This is a genomic window from Streptococcus sp. ELY_137, from assembly GCF_058314515.1.
In genome coordinates, this window is the sequence record NZ_JBZFUL010000003.1 from 113,713 (window position 1) to 131,183 (window position 17,471).

At 41.0% G+C, this 17,471-nt stretch carries 12 protein-coding genes, 1 tRNA gene, 1 other RNA gene and 1 pseudogene; 4 read left to right on the forward strand and 11 right to left on the reverse strand.

What is annotated here, in order from left to right; translation table 11 throughout:
- Window positions 1–406: 406 nt before the first annotated feature.
- The 6 genes and pseudogenes from AC4HAO_RS03645 to AC4HAO_RS03670 all read right to left on the reverse strand — a co-directional run.
- Window positions 407–1,916: pseudogene (locus AC4HAO_RS03645) on the reverse strand (PTS mannitol transporter subunit IIBC); the annotation flags it as partial.
- Window positions 1,917–2,064: 148 nt separating this feature from the next.
- Window positions 2,065–3,876, reverse strand: a complete 1,812-nt coding sequence (glmS, locus tag AC4HAO_RS03650) for a glutamine--fructose-6-phosphate transaminase (isomerizing) (protein ID WP_491134617.1) — start codon at window positions 3,874–3,876, stop codon at window positions 2,065–2,067.
- A gap of 178 nt (window positions 3,877–4,054) precedes the next feature.
- Window positions 4,055–4,615, reverse strand: coding sequence for a signal peptidase I (lepB, locus tag AC4HAO_RS03655; RefSeq protein ID WP_491094011.1), 561 nt, complete (start codon window positions 4,613–4,615; stop codon window positions 4,055–4,057).
- 264 nt (window positions 4,616–4,879) lie between these two features.
- Complete coding sequence (gene pyk / locus AC4HAO_RS03660; RefSeq protein WP_447452135.1) at window positions 4,880–6,382, reverse strand: pyruvate kinase; 1,503 nt, start codon at window positions 6,380–6,382, stop codon at window positions 4,880–4,882.
- Between the two features lie 68 nt (window positions 6,383–6,450).
- The gene (gene pfkA / locus AC4HAO_RS03665; protein WP_491094010.1) at window positions 6,451–7,464 is read right to left on the reverse strand and encodes a 6-phosphofructokinase; all 1,014 of its coding nucleotides are present in this window, start codon (window positions 7,462–7,464) and stop codon (window positions 6,451–6,453) included.
- An 81-nt stretch (window positions 7,465–7,545) separates the two neighbouring features.
- Window positions 7,546–10,653 carry a DNA polymerase III subunit alpha gene (locus AC4HAO_RS03670; protein ID WP_491134618.1) on the reverse strand — a complete coding sequence of 1,036 codons (3,108 nt, stop codon included), beginning with the start codon at window positions 10,651–10,653 and terminating at the stop codon, window positions 7,546–7,548.
- Between the two features lie 179 nt (window positions 10,654–10,832).
- Between AC4HAO_RS03670 and AC4HAO_RS03675 the strand changes: the two genes are divergently transcribed.
- From AC4HAO_RS03675 to AC4HAO_RS03685, 3 genes are all read left to right on the forward strand, one after another.
- Window positions 10,833–11,207, forward strand: coding sequence for a GntR family transcriptional regulator (locus AC4HAO_RS03675; RefSeq protein WP_491094008.1), 375 nt, complete (start codon window positions 10,833–10,835; stop codon window positions 11,205–11,207).
- A 105-nt stretch (window positions 11,208–11,312) separates the two neighbouring features.
- On the forward strand, window positions 11,313–12,011 hold the full coding sequence (locus tag AC4HAO_RS03680) for an ABC transporter ATP-binding protein (protein ID WP_447452139.1): 699 nt from the start codon (window positions 11,313–11,315) through the stop codon (window positions 12,009–12,011).
- 9 nt (window positions 12,012–12,020) lie between these two features.
- Window positions 12,021–12,791, forward strand: a complete 771-nt coding sequence (locus AC4HAO_RS03685; RefSeq protein ID WP_491094007.1) for a hypothetical protein — start codon at window positions 12,021–12,023, stop codon at window positions 12,789–12,791.
- Between the two features lie 375 nt (window positions 12,792–13,166).
- Here AC4HAO_RS03685 and AC4HAO_RS03690 read toward each other — a convergent pair whose 3' ends face one another.
- The gene (locus AC4HAO_RS03690) at window positions 13,167–13,805 is read right to left on the reverse strand and encodes a DUF3862 domain-containing protein (RefSeq protein ID WP_447452141.1); all 639 of its coding nucleotides are present in this window, start codon (window positions 13,803–13,805) and stop codon (window positions 13,167–13,169) included.
- 33 nt (window positions 13,806–13,838) lie between these two features.
- Window positions 13,839–14,187: a transfer-messenger RNA gene (ssrA, locus tag AC4HAO_RS03695) on the reverse strand.
- Between the two features lie 77 nt (window positions 14,188–14,264).
- Here ssrA and AC4HAO_RS03700 point away from each other — a divergent pair.
- The gene (locus AC4HAO_RS03700; protein ID WP_447452142.1) at window positions 14,265–14,867 is read left to right on the forward strand and encodes a TVP38/TMEM64 family protein; all 603 of its coding nucleotides are present in this window, start codon (window positions 14,265–14,267) and stop codon (window positions 14,865–14,867) included.
- A gap of 48 nt (window positions 14,868–14,915) precedes the next feature.
- On the opposite strand, the gene AC4HAO_RS03705 is transcribed toward AC4HAO_RS03700, so the two are convergent.
- The 3 genes from AC4HAO_RS03705 to AC4HAO_RS03715 all read right to left on the reverse strand — a co-directional run bounded on the left by AC4HAO_RS03705 (window position 14,916) and on the right by AC4HAO_RS03715 (window position 17,374).
- The gene (locus AC4HAO_RS03705; protein WP_491134619.1) at window positions 14,916–16,007 is read right to left on the reverse strand and encodes a glycerol dehydrogenase; all 1,092 of its coding nucleotides are present in this window, start codon (window positions 16,005–16,007) and stop codon (window positions 14,916–14,918) included.
- 21 nt (window positions 16,008–16,028) lie between these two features.
- On the reverse strand, window positions 16,029–16,697 hold the full coding sequence (locus AC4HAO_RS03710; RefSeq protein ID WP_491134620.1) for a fructose-6-phosphate aldolase: 669 nt from the start codon (window positions 16,695–16,697) through the stop codon (window positions 16,029–16,031).
- Window positions 16,698–17,302: 605 nt separating this feature from the next.
- Window positions 17,303–17,374, reverse strand: a tRNA-Arg gene (locus tag AC4HAO_RS03715).
- Window positions 17,375–17,471: the final 97 nt, after the last annotated feature.

Below are 17,471 nucleotides of genomic sequence, written 5' to 3' on the forward strand. Positions count from 1 at the left end.
TCATTATACACTATTCTAGGATACCAAGTTTGCTGAAACTATTTGTGCATACGCGCGACCATCTTGTCATATTCAGGTGTTGTCACTAAACTGTCAACAATCAAGAATTGGGCGTGTGGCGCGAAGTGCTGGGCATCGGATTGATTAGCGATGGTTGTCACAATAAGGATATTCTTGGCATTGAAATTGCCAAGTTGATCGTTAGCAACTTTAGATACTGGGATACCAATGTCGTGGTTCTTAAAGATCAGCTCCAGCGTAGCCTGACCCATCGTTGCTGAACCTTCGGCTGTGCCATGAGCAAAGACGACTTCGTCAATATAGTTTAAATCAACATCTTCACTGGCTTCTTCGCCTACTTGATCGGCAGTTTCAGCACTCGCTTGCCCTTCACCTGCCAGCAGACCGACAATCTCGTCGTATTTAGGCGTTGCTAAGAAATTATCAACCGTGACATGGACAGCACTCGGTGTGCGCTCTGCTGCACGCGCTGCTAATTCTTCCTGTGTAACGATCAAGGTGTGGTCCGTATCGGTTAAGTTAGAAATAGCCTTATTGGTAACTGGGATATCTAAGCCAGTCTTTTTAACCTTATCGCGCAGGATTGAAGCCCCCATAGCCGAACTTCCCATACCCGCATCACAGGCAAAAATAATTTGCTTAACATTATCTGTCGTAATCTCTGTTGAATTTGATAGCGGTTCTTCTTCAGACTGACCCTTTGACTCTGCTTTTGCTGCTTGAGTTGCAGCCTGTGCATCCTCAAGCGAAGCTCCTTCAGATTTGTCAGCTTTCAGAATAACAGCTCCAACAAGGAAAGAAACAACCGTCGCAACTAGAACACCACCCAAGACGGCTAAATGCGGACCTAAACCTTTAGGGGCCATCAGCATAATGGCAATGACGGAACCAGGAGACGCAGGGGATTTAAGACCGGCATCTAAGAGCTGGAAGGTAAAAGTACCTGACACACCACCCGCAATAACGGCCAAGAACATGGCTGGTTTCATCATCACATATGGGAAGTAGATTTCATGGATACCACCAAAGAAGTGGATAATCATTGCCCCCCATGATGAAGATTTGGCAGATCCCTTACCAAATAGGGCATAGGCAATAAGGATACCCAAACCAGGCCCAGGATTGGCTTCAAGAAGGAAGAAGACAGATTTACCAACTTCTGCTACTTGTTCGGTACCAAGCGGGGTAAAGATACCATGGTTAAGGGCATTATTGAGGAAGAGGATTTTAGCTGGTTCGATAATCACATTGGCCAGTGGCAACAAATGAACGTCCACAATGGCTTGAACCCCTTGACCAACCCATTCTGTCAACGTAGCAACAACCGGACCAACACCAAAGTAGGCCACTAACATCAAGCCAAAGCCGATGAGACCAGCAGAGAAATTGTTCACCAACATCTCAAAGCCAGTTTTGACCTTGGGTTGAACAATTTCGTCAAATTTCTTGATGCACCAAGCACCCAGAGGTCCCATAATCATTGCCCCGACAATCATGGTAACATTAGGTTTACCATTTGCTAAGATCTCTTGGTACTTAGCCACAAACTCACTAGCAGACATAGTGCTTGGATCCAAGGCACTGATGAGGCTGTTAACCATCAAGCTACCTTGTGTACCTGTAATAGCACCAAAGGTAGCGATAGCCCCAACAACACCCCCGCGGTGTTCGTAAATATTTTTACCACCTGTAAATCCAATCAAAGTTGGAATTAGATACACCAACATAGGGCTGACGATTAGATTGAGCTGTGGATTTGGCAAATAGCCATCCGGAATAAACAAGGCTGTCAAAACACCCCAAGCAATTAAGGCTGGAATGTTTGGCATAACCATATTAGAAAGTGCAGTCCCTAACTTTTGGATTCTGACCTTCAAAGAATTACCTTCATTCATGGATAAATCCTCCTTTTTCTATAAGTCTATTATAAGAAAATTTTTTTTGCCATAACACTCAAATTTTGGCAAAAAAAAATTGTCAAAAATCCACAAAAAAGACCTAGCCCTCACAGAAAGGGCCAGATCCTTAAATAGTAACTTGCCTTTATTCCACCGTTACAGCTTTAGCAAGATTACGCGGTTTATCAACATCAAGACCGCGTTGCAAAGACGCATAGTAGGCAATCAGCTGCGTTGGGATAACCATAGAAATGCTAGCGAGATAAGGATGAACCTTATTGACAATGATATCATCGGTATCTGTATCTAATCCCTCTTCAACGATAGTCAAGACACTAGCTCCGCGTGCTGCAACCTCTTGAATGTTACCGCGCGTATGAGCTGCAATTTTTTCGTTAGAAGACATCAAGGCTAAGACTGGAACACCATCTTCGATCAAAGAAATCGTACCGTGTTTCAGCTCACCAGCTGCAAATCCTTCGCACTGGATATAGGAAATTTCCTTAAGTTTTAAAGAGGCTTCCATAGCCACATAGTAATCATTACCGCGGCCAATATAGAAAGCATTGCGGCTTGTTGGCAAAAGTTTAGAAACTTTTTCTGAAATCATATCTTTTTCAGACAAAGTTGACTCAATAGACTGAGCTACGATAGATAATTCGTGTACCAAATCAAATTCCAGAGCTTCCTTTTTGCCATTTGCTTCACCGACAGCTTTGGCTAAGAAAGCAAGTGCTGCGATTTGGGCTGTGTAAGCCTTGGTAGAGGCAACCGCAATCTCAGGCCCTGCATGAAGAAGCATAGTATACGTGGCTTCACGCGATAAAGTGGAGCCCGGTACATTTGTTATGGTTAGACTTGGGATACCAGCTGCATTAGCCTTAACCAAAACCTGACGGCTATCAGCTGTTTCACCTGACTGACTGAGCAAAACAAACATTGGTTTCTTACTCAGGAGCGGCATATTGTAACCCCATTCTGATGCGACACCTAGCTCTACGGGTGTATCTGTCAACTGTTCGAACATAGATTTAGCTGCAAAACCGGCATTGTAAGATGTTCCCGCTGCTAAAATATAGATGCGGTCAGCTTCTTGGACAGACTTAACAATCGCTGGATTAACCGTCATATTGCCATCAGCATCGGCATAAGTATTGATGAGCTTACGCATAACCGTAGGCTGCTCATCGATTTCCTTAAGCATGTAGAAAGGATAGGTCCCTTTACCAATATCTGACAAGTCTAACTCTGCTGTATAGCTAGCACGTTCCTGTACTTTGCCATCGTAATCTTGCACCTGAACACTGTCAGCTTTAACAATAACCAATTCCTTATCATGAATTTCCATGAATTGGTTAGTTTCACGAATCATAGCCATAGCATCGGAGCAGACCATATTGTAACCATCACCAAGGCCGATCAAAAGCGGTGATTTATTTTTAGCCACGTAGATTGTACCTGCATCTTGAGCATCCATAAGGGCGAAAGCATAAGATCCTTCAATGATAGAGAGAGCTTTTTTAAAAGCAGAAAGAAGGTCGAGGTCATCTTCCTCAACAAATTTTCCAATCAGGTGCACAGCAATTTCGGTGTCCGTCTGTCCCTTAAAATCATGATCAGCTAAATAAGTATTTTTAATCTCTAAATAGTTTTCAATCACACCGTTATGCACCAAAGTGAAACGTCCTGTTTGTGATTGATGAGGGTGAGCATTGACTTCGCTCGCAGGTCCATGGGTCGCCCAGCGAGTATGGCCAATACCGGCTCTACCAAGGGTATCACCGACCTTATCAGCTAATTCTGCAATACGGCCGACAGCCTTGATTAGATGGTTAGTCTGCCCATCTGTGACATAAACACCTGCCGAATCATATCCACGGTATTCTAATTTTTCCAGACCTTGAATTAAAATATCTGTCGCCTGACTATTTCCGACAACACCGACAATTCCACACATACACATCAGTCGGCAGCCAACGGGCTGCCTCTCCTTTTCTTATTTCGTTTTAAATTGGTATAGTTTACTCTTTGCTACCAACGACGATAAACACAGTATATTCAAATATTTTCGTTTTGTCAAGAGAAAAATTGGTATAGTTCAATTGTAAAAACCATAAAAAAAGCAGCCTGCTAGGCTACTCAACAGTCACAAAACCAAAATCACTTAGAGGCCAGACTCTAAAGGAAACTACCCCCTTAATTTGCTCTTTCTTGATAAAACCAAATTTGCGGCTGTCATTTTTATTTTGACGGTTATCATTCAAGATTAAATAAGCATCTTTAGGAATCTTAGTTACACTGGCCTTATGGCTAATAGTCTGGGTAGTAAAGTCATCAGTAAAATACTGACCAGGCTGTGCCTGTTTTACAAAAGCCGTTTTCTCATCCTTTAAATAGCTTTCATGATTAATCTTATGATTTATATAAAGGACATCGTCCATAGAGGTGACCTCTTGACCCGACTTAGCAACAATTCGACCTAAATATTCCTTGCCCTTGACCTTATAAACGACAAAATCCTTAACAAGAGGAGTTCTCCGTGTCGCAACTGTTACCAAATCTCCCTTTTTAAGATAGCTATTATCTGTCTCGCTTGTGATCTTAAAGGTCGAAAATACAAAGACACGTAGGAGAATAACAACTAAAATAGCTAATAATAGGATAATGATATTTCTAATCAGATCTCGTCTAACCATAGAAACTCCTTTCAATCCTTTACATTATACCATGTCTTATCTAAATAAGAAAGGTCAGCCGCCTAACAATTATATGTGGACAGGCACAAGACGATGACAATTTAAAAACATAAGTATTCCAAACTTTAATTTTATCTAGTAAAAATTATCCAAGTTAATGATTGATTTCTAAGCAGCTACAAAAATTAGATATCTCCATCCTCGTTTCAAATTATAATAAAAAGAGATAAGCCAGAGCTCACCTCTTAATTACTTTTTGCTACCTTATTTAACAGTGCGAACACGCATCGTGTTAGTACCACCTGTTCCAACAGGAACACCTGCAACAATGACGATGTCATCGCCCGACTCAACAAGACCAGACTTCACTGCTTCGCGCTCAGCAACTTCAAACATGTCATCAGTAGATGAAGGTTTATCTGTCACAACTGGAATGACACCCCAGTTAAGCATCAATGATTTTTGTGTTTTCTCATCAAAGGTCACCGCCAAAATATCAGCTTCTGGACGGTATTTGGAGATCAAACGAGCTGTGTTACCTGATTCTGTCAAAGCAACAACTAGTTTAATATTCATTGAGCTTGTTGCATCTTTAACAGCTGAAGCAACAACTTCTGTCTTAGTAGAGCGTTCAAACTTAGATGAATCCAGACGGCCGTACTCACTAAGAAGCGTTTGAGCATTCTTATCAATCGTAGCCATGGTACGAACAGATTCACGTGGATATTTACCGTTAGCTGACTCACCAGAAAGCATTGTCGCATCTGTACCATCAATAACAGCATTGAAAACGTCAGATACTTCTGAGCGAGTCGCACGTGGCTTATCAGTCATTGTTTCCAGCATATTTGTTGCTGTAACAACAATCTTACCAGCGGTATTGACCTTAGTGATGATCATCTTTTGGTAAACTGGAACCATTTCAAATGGGACTTCAATACCCATGTCACCACGCGCAATCATGATACCATCAGCAGCATCGATGATTTCATCGATATTGTCGATACCTTGTTGGTTTTCAATTTTCGCTAACAATTTCACGTTTCCATTTCCTGTTTCCTCACAGATGGCACGTACTTCGTTAACATCTTTCGCAGTACGTACAAATGAAATCGCGATAAAGTTAAGGCCTTGTTCCAAGCCAAAGCGAATGTCAGCGTTGTCACGCTCAGCAAGCGCTGGGAAAGGAATCTTAGTGTAAGGAATATTTACACCTTTTTGCTTAGCGATGATACCATCGTTTTCAACCTCAACCTCAAATTCACGAGTAGCAGCATCTTTACCCACGACACGAAGACCAAGTTTACCATCGTCAACAAGAATTTGCTTACCGACCTCAACATCATCAAAAATATCAAGGGCACCAGCAACATTCAAGGCAATAACATCTTTAGTCGATTGAATGCCCTGTTTAGTTGCGACACGAAGTTTATCACCTGTTTTATAAGAGTATTCTTTTGCGTCATCTGCAAACAATTCTGTACGGATTTCAGGTCCTTTCGTATCAAGCAGGAAACCAACCTTTTGACCAGCGATTTCTTCTGCTTTACGAACGACTTCCATACGTTCCCCTTGCTCTGCGTGGTCACCGTGCGAGAAGTTGAAGCGGAAAACATTAGCACCTTCATTGATCAGGTTAGCAATGTTTTGTGCTGAGGCTTCATGATCAAGGCTTTCACCCCAATAGCCATCATCACCGAATTTTTTACCACCACGGATCTCTACCGCAGGACCAAGTGTTGCAACGATTTTTACGCGTTTATTCATGATAAGTATGAACTCCCTCTATTTTTTATCCCTTTTGGGATAGGATTAACTAGGTTTAAAATAATAAATTAATAAGTCAGGTTACGAGCTAAATCAGCAAAGTCAAGACGTGCCTTATGCGGATTGTTAACAATAATATCTCCGTTATCAGCTAGACTGAATAAAGCTCCTTCTTCTGCTGTACCTAGAATTGGACTTTCAACCAATTCTTCATTGTGGATACCAACAGCCAGTCCACCTCGACCCGCTTTAAGCAAATCAACCGCATGGGCACCCATCCAAGAAGCAAGAACACGGTCACGAGCAGTTGGAGAACCACCGCGAACAATGTGTCCGAGATTAGTAGCACGCAAGTCGCTGATATCACCAGCTTCTTTCATCTTATCAGCAAACTCTTCAGCGCTCATAACACCTTCGGCTAAGACAATAATATGACGTCTCTTGCCTTTATTTTCATAACCGTCTTTGACCTTGGCTACGACCTCTTTGATATCGTACTTCTCTTCAGGAACGATAATTTGATCGGCACCGGCAGCAATTCCTGACCAGAGAGCGATATCACCGGCATTACGTCCCATAACCTCAACAACAAAGGTACGACCGTGGCTGTAGGATGTATCTCGGAGCTTGTCCAAAGCCTCAGTCGCAGTCGCAACTGCTGTGTCAAACCCAATTGTATAATCAGTGCCGACGATATCGTTATCAATAGTCCCTGGTAGACCAACTGCTGGAAAACCATGTTCTGTCAAGCGCATAGCGCCATGATAAGAACCGTCACCACCAACAACGACGACACCTTCGATACCATGTTTTTTTAATTGCTCAATTCCTTTTAACTGCCCTTCAAGAGTGGCAAATTCAGGGTAACGAGCTGACTGAAGAAAGGTCCCACCACGATTAATAATATTGGTAACACCGTGAACATCAAATTGGAAGATGTCACCTTCGACCATGCCAGCATAGCCGCGGTTGATTCCGAAGACTTCCATGCCTTCAGCAATTGCTTTACGAACAACTGCACGGACAGCAGCGTTCATACCAGGTGCGTCACCGCCACTGGTTAAAACAGCAATACGTTTCATTCTACCTGATACTCCTTTTTTATTTTTAACTCCCTAATTATAGCACATTCGATTTTAAAATGCTTCTATTTCAGAAGTTTTTTAATGATAAATCGTTTTCATAACAAAGCTTGTAAGCTCTTCTTGTAATTTTTCTGATTTGGCTACAAAGAGCTTTTGGCTCTGTAATGTCTGATTACTATCTTGATAATGCAGGACAACAGGAATCTGTCCTGGGTACGCTCGAAGAGTCTCTGCGACTTGTTGATCATGGTCATGGTTAGCCAACTGAATCCAAAATTTCTCAGCTACAGCTGGTGCTAGACTCTGTAAAATTAGCTGCAGGCGATTATCCCGTTCCTGTACTTTACCAGTCATGTAAAGGATGTCCCCTTCTTTGAGGTAAGTCTGCCATTGGGTAAAGCTCTCTGGAAAAACAGTCACATCCAACTTCTGCTTTGTATCTGTTAAGGTAACAAAAGCCATTTGCTCCCCCTTGGACTTAGTGCGAATAATTCGCACAGCCTCTATCTGTCCTAAAACCCGAGCCTGTGTATTGACAATCAATTCCTCAAACGGAATGAAGGTTCCTTGTAGTTCTTGGGCAAGAGTTATCAAAGGGTGGGGACTGATACCTACTCCCAGCCATTGCATCTCCATATTATATTTTTGACTCGCGCTATAGTCCTCAATATCGCTCCAGTTGTAGGAAGAATCAGCAAAAAGACTGCCGAGTTCGTTAACAAAGGTAAAGAGATGTTCTAAATTTTCCTCGATTTTACGGCGGTTGGGTTCAAATTGATCAAACAGTCCAATCTGAACTAAGGGAGCTATGAGATCTATTTTCTGGTAATTTTTTGGCAGCTTGGTTAGGAAATCTTCTACAGATACAAATGGGCGATTATCAATAATCCAATACCCTAAATCTCTCGGGAAACCTTTGAGATTTTTGAGTCCCATATAAATAGCACCATTTGAAATTTTATCGGTATAGGGAACTGTATTAATTGATAGCTTACCAACCTTAAAATCAGCCTGTAGCGCATCGGTTATATAGTCACTGCTGGAGTAATTGAGCATAACATCGTAAAAAATCGATGGATAATGCGCTTTGAAATAAGCCAATTGAAAGGCTAAAGCAGAATAGGCAAAAGCATGACTGCGATTGAAACCGTACCCTGCAAACTTGGCCATGCGTTCAAAAAGCTCTTTAGCTGTTTCACGGCTGCGACCTAGAGCTTTAGCCCCTTGCATAAAATCTACTTGCATTTTCTGCATCTCAGCAGCATTTTTCTTAGACATGGCTCGACGCAGCAAATCTGCTTTTCCCAGCGTAAATCCTGCGAAAATCTGAGCAATCTGCATAACCTGCTCTTGATAAAGCATGATACCGTAAGTGCCTTCTAAAATTGGAGCTACTAGTGGATCGATAAGATCAACCTCTTCTTGACCATATTTACGTTTGATAAAATTTTCGGTATAGTCGCTAGCCCCCGGACGATTAAGACTAGTCGTCGCTACTATTTCCTCAAACTTTGTCGGTTTAATTCGACGCAATAGGTTGATAGCCCCAGCTTGTTCAAACTGGAAAATGCCCTTGGTGCGCCCAGCAGCAAAGAGAGCTAGCGTTTGGGGATCCTCTAAGTCAATATTTTGGATACGGATGTGAATATCCTTTTCCTCAGCTAATTTCTCAGCCATACGCTGGACAAAAGTTAGGTTGCGTAGGCCCAGAAAATCCATCTTTAGGAGCCCGTTAGCTTCAACACTTCCAGCATCATATTGGGTGATCATCATATCCTCTCCAGCCTTTAAGGGAATATGTTCTGTCAGATCGTCGTCACTCATTACAATCCCTGCCGCGTGAATTGAGGTTTGACGGGGCTGACCTTCTATCCTCTTGGCAATGGCAAAAGCCTTCTGGTACTCCACCTTACTGTTAATAATCTGCCGGAAAGACATATTTTTTTCATAAACTGACGTGAGGTTGTCCCGAAATCCTATCTTACGCGTGATATTGGTCAATTCAAATTCTGCGGCACCAAAACGCTTAAAAACATCGCGAATAGCTTGCTTGGCTCCAAAGGTTGAAAAGGTAACAATCTGGGCTGAGTGACGGCTGCCATATCGATCACGGACATAGTGGAGGAATTCGCTGCGGTAGATATCCGGTAGATCAATATCAATATCGGGCATACTGTAACGTTCCTCATTTAGAAAGCGTTCAAAAAGGAGATTGTTTTTGACGGGGTCAATCCCTGTAATATCTAAAGCAAAGGCAACGAGACTGCCAGCCGCTGAACCGCGCCCCATTCCCATATAATAATGACGACTGCGTCCAAAGCGCAGCAAGTCCCAGACAATCAAGAAATAGTCATCGAAGCCCATCTTATGGATAATTCCTAATTCCTTATCCAGACGTTCTTGATAAACTGGAGCAGTTAGATTCTTGTCTTTTAAGCCTTGTTCGGAACGTTCGCGCAACTCCTCTGACGCTTTCTGGTTACGATTAAATCGAGGAAGCTTGAGTTCATGGTCAAAATGGTAACTGACGCCTGCTAAGAGCTCATCCAGATTTGTTAAACTTTCAGGAAAGCGCTCTTGAAACAATTCTTCCATGGTTTCACGAGGATAGAGTTGCTGTTGGGCTGCTGGCGGTGCCACATCTTTCAAGGGTAGATTATCGCGAATAGCATGCAAAACCTGCAAGGTTTCTCGATCGTCATCAGAAAAATAACGAACCGTGTGTAAGGGTAATAGCTTTTTGCCATAGGAACGCTTAGGGGTATCAAAGCTTACACCGATGTAATAGTCAAAGGGCAATTCTAATTGCTCCAGATCTTCTCTGTAAGGCAGTAATACAGCGAGGCCCGATAGGTAAGAAGAAAGATCTTCTACCTGCAGGCCATCACTCATTTTTAAAGTCGAGAGTTTTAATAAATTTTTATAGCCTTCAGTATCTAAAGCAAGCAGCTGTATACTCAGAGATTTTTCATCGCCTCTAGGAAAAAGTAATTCTAAACCAATAACTGCCTGCAGCCCCTGTTTTTGGGCTTCTATCGCAAAATGGTAGGCGCCATAAAGGTTATCTTGATCCATAATACCGAGGTGACTATATCCCATTTCCTTTGCCGTTTGAATATAGGTCTGTAAATCAACTAGACTGTCCATAAAACTATAAACTGTTTTAGTATCTAGGGGTGCAAACATGGAGCAATCCTTTCTTTGAAATAAACTTACTACTATTATACTATGAATAAAAGCTTTTTTCTTCCTCAAGCTTTAAATGGGGACTATACAAGTCTAGGTCATCATTACGACTTGAAATTTATCTCAAAATACTGTATCATTTATCTATCACAACTATAATATTGGGAAGGGAGAATTTGATGGCTTGGACATTTGATGAGAAATCACCTATCTATTTACAAATTGCAAAAATCATCAAAATCAAGATTATTAGTCAAGAAATCAAGCAAGGCGAACAACTGCCAACGGTTCGTGACTATGCTGAAGAAGCCGGTGTTAATCCAAACACTATGCAGCGGGCCTTCACGGAACTAGAACGCGAAGGAATGGTTTTTTCACGACGAACAGCAGGACGCTTTGTCACTGAAGATACTGCACTGATCGAAGAAAAGCGTTTGGAGTTAGCCAAAGACGAAATCGCCAATTTCGTTTCTAATATGGAAAACATTGGTTTTTCTGGTAAACAAATCTTAGATGAGACAGCTGACTATATGGCAAATAGTACGAAACAGTAAAGAATTAGAGGTTAGGCTGTTGTTGGCCTGCCTTTCACAGTGTTAAATGGATTAAAGATCTTAAAATAGGACATAGGCATATTTGCTTAGCAATGGAGACAAATAATGGAAAAATTATTACAACTACACCATGTCTCAAAATCTTACGGCAATCATCAGGCACTGAGGGATGTGAATTTAACCATCTCCAGCGGTAAAATCGTAGGACTTTTGGGACCAAACGGCAGCGGCAAGACGACCCTGATCAAACTGATCAACGGTTTATTGAAGCAATCCAGTGGCGATATCGTCATAGATGGTTTTCGTCCATCAGTGGAAACCAAAAAAATTATTGCTTACCTACCTGATACTAGCTATCTCAACGAAAATATGACAGTCAGTCAGGCATTAGACTTCTTTCAAGATTTTTATCGAGATTTTAATCGCGAAAAAGCCGAACATCTCTTGGTTGATCTTAATATTGAAGCCAGAGAAAAGCTCAAAAATCTCTCAAAAGGGAATAAAGAGAAGGTTCAGCTGATTCTAGTCATGAGTCGACAGGCTAAACTTTATATTCTAGACGAACCCATCGGCGGGGTAGACCCAGCAGCACGGGATTATATCCTGCGTACTATCATTAATAACTATTCGGAAGACGCATCTGTTATTATCTCCACCCACTTGATCGCCGATGTCGAACAGGTTTTAGATGATATTATCTTCCTTAAAGAAGGGCAAGTCATTCTTGATGGCAACAGTGATGACATTCGTTTTGAACACGGTAAATCTATCGATGCCCTCTTTAGAGACATGTTCCATAATTAGGAGGTTTTCATGTTTGGAAAATTAGTAAAATATGAATTTAAAGCTATTGGAAACTGGTATCTTGGTTTAAATGCCCTCATCCTCTTAGCAAGTCTGATCTTTGCACCTTACATTGCCTTTCTTGAGAGACATCAGGATATTGTAAAGGATAGCAACGTGCTTTTCATTTTATTTATATTTTTGAGCATGGCTCTTGTTATTATGATTATCACTCAGTCAATTGCTACTCTGATCTTAATTATCCGCCGCTTTTATTCAAATATGTTTGGCCGCGAAGGCTATCTGACTTTAACTCTACCAGTCAGTCAACACCAGCTTATTTCATCAAAATTGTTGGTTGCGATAGCTTTGACTTTAGGCAATTACATTGTCATTGCCCTAGGTGCTGGGATTTTGTGGCTATTTAATCAGCATGAGGTTGGCATTATTGTTAAGAGCATTTTAGCTGAACTGTCACAATCGGAAATAACAAATGGCGGTCTCTGGGTACTTTCGACCTTTATCAACCTCGTCACTAGTACTTTACTTATTTTTGCCTCTATTGCTATTGGACAGCTATTTCGCAATCACCGAATCCTAATGGCCTTTGTCAGCTATTTCGGTATCGAATTTAGTTTAAGCATCATAGGTACTTTGATCCGGACAGGTGTGGGAGTGCAAAATACATTTGAAAATTTCCGCACAACGATAGTGATTGGTATGATTGCTAATATTTTCTTAGCTATACTCTGGTACCTACTCACCCATTATATTACCACCCATAAACTTGATATCCAATAATTTTACCGATAAAAATATGTTTCTCTTAAAAGAGTTGGTTTGTTTTCTAGCTTATGTCTGAGCTCGTGAAAAAACGCTCCACCGGAGCTGACTCGCTTTCCTTATTTTTAAGCTCGTGAAAAAACGCTCCACCGGAGCTGACTCGCTTTCCTTATTTTTAAGCTCGTGAAAAAACGCTCCACCGGAGCTGACTCGCTTTCCTTATTTTTAGGCTCGTGAAAAAACGCTCCACCGGAGCTGACTCGCTTTCCTTATTTTTAGGCTCGTGAAAAAACGCTCCACCGGAGCGTTTTTTTCATCTAAGTTTGTCTGTAAATAGTATAAAAGCTTTTGAGATTAGATATAGGAAGGAAAATAAGCCTTCCCACACTTCTGCTATTCGGTTGAACCTAGTCCCGATTGTTCTTTTTCTGTTAATTTACCATTGGTAAAGTTAATAATCATCTGGCCTTGCTTCTGTCCTTTAGCCAATTTGAGATTGCTAGACCAAACAGCTTGAAGTTCTGTTTGATCCGATGAAGCAGCCTCAGACAAGCTGTCAGGTGCACCGTATTTTGCGACCATATCGGCATAAGCTAAACCATCTTTTAAATTATTATAGTCCTTAGCTGAAAAATTGGTTTCACGTTTATAGGAATAACCCTTAATAGAACGTACCAAGGCACTATCGTTGAAGAGTTTCACTTCAACGCTGACATCATCAAAAGTCCAAGTGTAGACCTCCAAGGTAATATTACCTGAGCTTGGTTTTTCCTGCTTGTGACTGGTCGGTTCGCCAAAATACTTTTTGAGCTGGGATAAATTAGTTCCTCCAGCAAAATCATTATCAGCCTTGCCAAGGCTTACCTTATCAAAATTTTTACGCACATTATCATGATTGTCACTGCTTTGTAAAGTACTAGAGGAAAGTGATAAAGACGATGAACTAGTCGTTTTCTTATCGTTGTCCTTGTGACAAGCCACCAATAAAATGGCTGCTAATAAGGCCATCAATCCTACTGCTACTTTTTTCATTATCAACACCCTTTCTCTTTCCCAACCAGTTTGATATGGAGCCGGTGGGAGTCGAACCCACGTCCAAACATCCGCCAACATATTTGTCTACAACCATAGGTTATGTCTTGATTTGACCAAGAGACGACACATAACTCAAGTCCTCACTTAGCGAGCCTATAGATCTCCTTTTAATCAGCTAGGCTATGATTAAACGTAGCTTGCTGCTAATGAAACCTTCTGACGAACACAAGCAATCCGCTAGAAGATTACGCGAGCTGGTGTTTAGGCAGCTACTGCGTAAGAATTTGTATTTTTTGCAGTTATATTTAACTGAGCGTTAACGGCGCCACCCGAGTTGCAAAATATATCGCACAATGCCTGTCGAATCCGTAACGACCCCTAAAAACATCACTTTGGCAATTATAACAAATCCGCTAAAAAATAGCAAAAATATATATTTTGGGGTATAATCAGACTATGTATAAGTTTGCCAAAAAGGCCATAGAGTGGCTGGGGATTGCTATCCTAATTATCAGTGCTATTTTAGTCATTTGGTTGTTTAAAGATGGGACGCTGAGTGATTTCGATGCATTTAAAAACTGGGTCTCTCAGTACAAGGTTCTCTCCCCACTGATTTTTATTTTAATTCAGATTATACAAGTAGTGCTCCCGATCATTCCCGGCGGGGTTACTACTATCGTTGGATTTGCTGTATTTGGTTTTTGGCAGGGACTCCTTTATAATTCTATAGGTATCATCATTGGCAGTATCATTCTTTTTTCTCTCGTCCAACACTTCGGTCGTAAATTTATCTTACTCTTCACTAAAGAAGAAACTTTTAAACGATACGAAGCCAAGCTGGAAAGTCCAGGTTATGAACGCCTTTTTATCCTATGTATGCTTTCGCCCGTTTCACCAGCGGATCTGATGGTCATGGTAACTGGCTTGACCAATATGTCTCTAAAAAAATTTTCTATTATCATGCTTATAACGAAGCCTATTTCTGTTATCGGCTATAATCTCATTTGGGAACTAGGAGGCAAATGGGCTTACTACCTCTTTGGCTTTACTAAAAAATAAAAGAATCGTGACCTTAGTTAACACGATTCTTTTATAATGGTCATTTATTTAGGCCATGGAGCGAACATAAGTATCCACAGCAAGCAAAGCATCAGCCACATTGGTAGCTGTAATAGTAAATGGCATCTGATGGATAGTTTCTGTATCAATTGTTGCTTGTTGGCCAACTCTAAGCAGATCCTCATAGGAGGCTTGTCCTAAATGCATCTCTTCTAGGGTTGTTGGCATGCCAATAGCTTGGTAAAAATGAATATATTTATTAATTTCTTCTTCCGATCGATTTTCCAAGAAAAGCTGTGTTAATGTTCCATAGGCAACTTTTTCCCCGTGAGTAAGATGATGAATATCACCTTCTAAAGCTGTAAAACCATTATGAATAGCATGCGCAGCAGCTAATCCACCGCTTTCAAATCCAAGTCCGCTAAGTAAAGTATTTGCCTCAACCACATTTTCAAGGGCCTTTGTGACCACTTGGGCCTCACAGCTCGCCAGTGCTTTAAGTCCGTCTGCAAATAATGTTTCCTCGCAAGCCTGAGCAATGGCTAGCCCAGCCAAAGTTTGACTTGCACCCGCCATGGTTTCACCATTTTTTTGCATGACTGCTCGCGCCTCTACCCAAGTAGCTAGCCCATCTGCAATCCCCGAAGCAAGCAACCTGACAGGCGATCTGCTGATTACTCTGGTATCTACTAGGACCAAGTCTGGATTTTTTGAGTAGAAAATATATTTTTCAAAGGCCCCTTCGTCTGTATAAATAACCGATAGCGCCGAAGTCGGAGCATCTGTGGAGGCAACCGTAGGAGCAATAATAACTGGTAAATCTAATAGATCTGCAATGGCCTTGGCGCTATCTATTGTCTTACCACCACCTAGACCAATGATTAGATTGCTCTGATCCTCTTTTGCAATAGCAACGACACGATTAATTTCATTTTCAGATGCTTCGCCATTAAAACTAACCCGAGTAGTCAAAATACCGCAGCCTCGCAAGTGAGACTCCCACTCCTCCCCAATAATTTCATAAACACGGTCATCACAGAGCAAAATTGGCCTATTTCCTAGTTCTAAAATGATTTTATCGTTCTCAAACAAAGCTTTTTCACCTTGAATATAACGAGATGGACTTGCAAAAATTTTCATAATGCCCTCCTTTTTTCTATTCTAAATATAGTTACGCCCTTGTGTTTCCTTCCAATCAGCTGTAAAATCATCAACCGCTTTTTGGATTGATGGGTTCTCCAAACCAGATTCATATACTGCTCCACTAGCTGTTACAGCGTGAGCACCGGCTGTTAATGCCTTATTCATCTGGGCAACATTTTTGAAACTAGCAGCCAAAATCTTAGTTGAGCTACCTTTATTTTGAATAGCTTGTGCCAGTTGGGTAATCACTATTTCAGAATCCGTATTAAGGTTCTCCATTCTATTATAATAAGGTGCCAGATAATCAGCGTCGGCTTCAATTGCTAAAAGTCCTTGAAAAAGGCTATAAATAGCTGTTGCTGTGATATTGAATCCCTGTTTTTTAAGCTCTTTCATCGCTGCTAATCCTGCAGCAGAGACAGGAATTTTAATATAAAGATTACCCCCCAACTCATTTCTGAGCTTATGAGCATCCTTAATAATGCCCTTGACATCAGCTGCTACAACCTGTGCATGAAAACTAGATTTTTCACCGATAATTTCACGAATTTTTCGAGCCTGTTCAAAGAAGTCAATATTGCCTTCTTTTTTGACAATTGAAGGATTTGACGTTACGCCAGCTAGAGGTAAAATAGCTGCCCATTTTTCAATTTCTTCTAAATTTACAGTATCAAGCATAAATTCCATTGAAATTCTCCTTTAAACGGTAGCCATAATATTAAATCATGTATCTTCGATAAGACCTTATAAAGCTAACTGATTTTGCAGCACATAAAAGGATAACAACCACCAATGAAGTGATACTGAAAGCGCCAAAAATTTGAAAAGCTAAAAAATATCTTACCCATAGACAGATTGCTACAGTCTCAAATAAAGCTATCCTAATCAAGGGTACCATAACACATAACTATTACAGTTTATTTGAGTTAGTATTTCAATTACATTTCGATGTTAAATCGCTTAGCAAGTTATCGCAATCGCTAACTATTCTTGATAATTATTAAGATAATTATGGATCTCTCCACTAACAAATTGATACCTAAAGAAAATCAAATACAGGGCTGCTTAATGGGCTAAAATAGTCTGGAATAAGCCCTGTTTTAGGTCACCACCTCTAGAAAACAACCAGAGAAGTGCTGGGGACCAAAATTAAAAATTATTGGGCTGGTTCCCACTCCCATCATAAGTACCACAACATATCATGAGATTTTCAAAGAGCGTAAATCTCATAAGAGGTTAAAAATTGCTTTATGAGGATATAAAAAACCCCCAGCTGTTAGCTGAAGGTTTTATCCATCCTGAGGGAATCGAACCCCCATCTCAAGAACCGGAATCTTACGTGATATCCATTACACTAAGGATGGCGACGCTTAATATTATACCACGACAAGACAAAAGTTGCCATAGGAAAATAACAATCCGATGGAAAACAATCGCGAACTCTCTAATTCCTGAAATCAG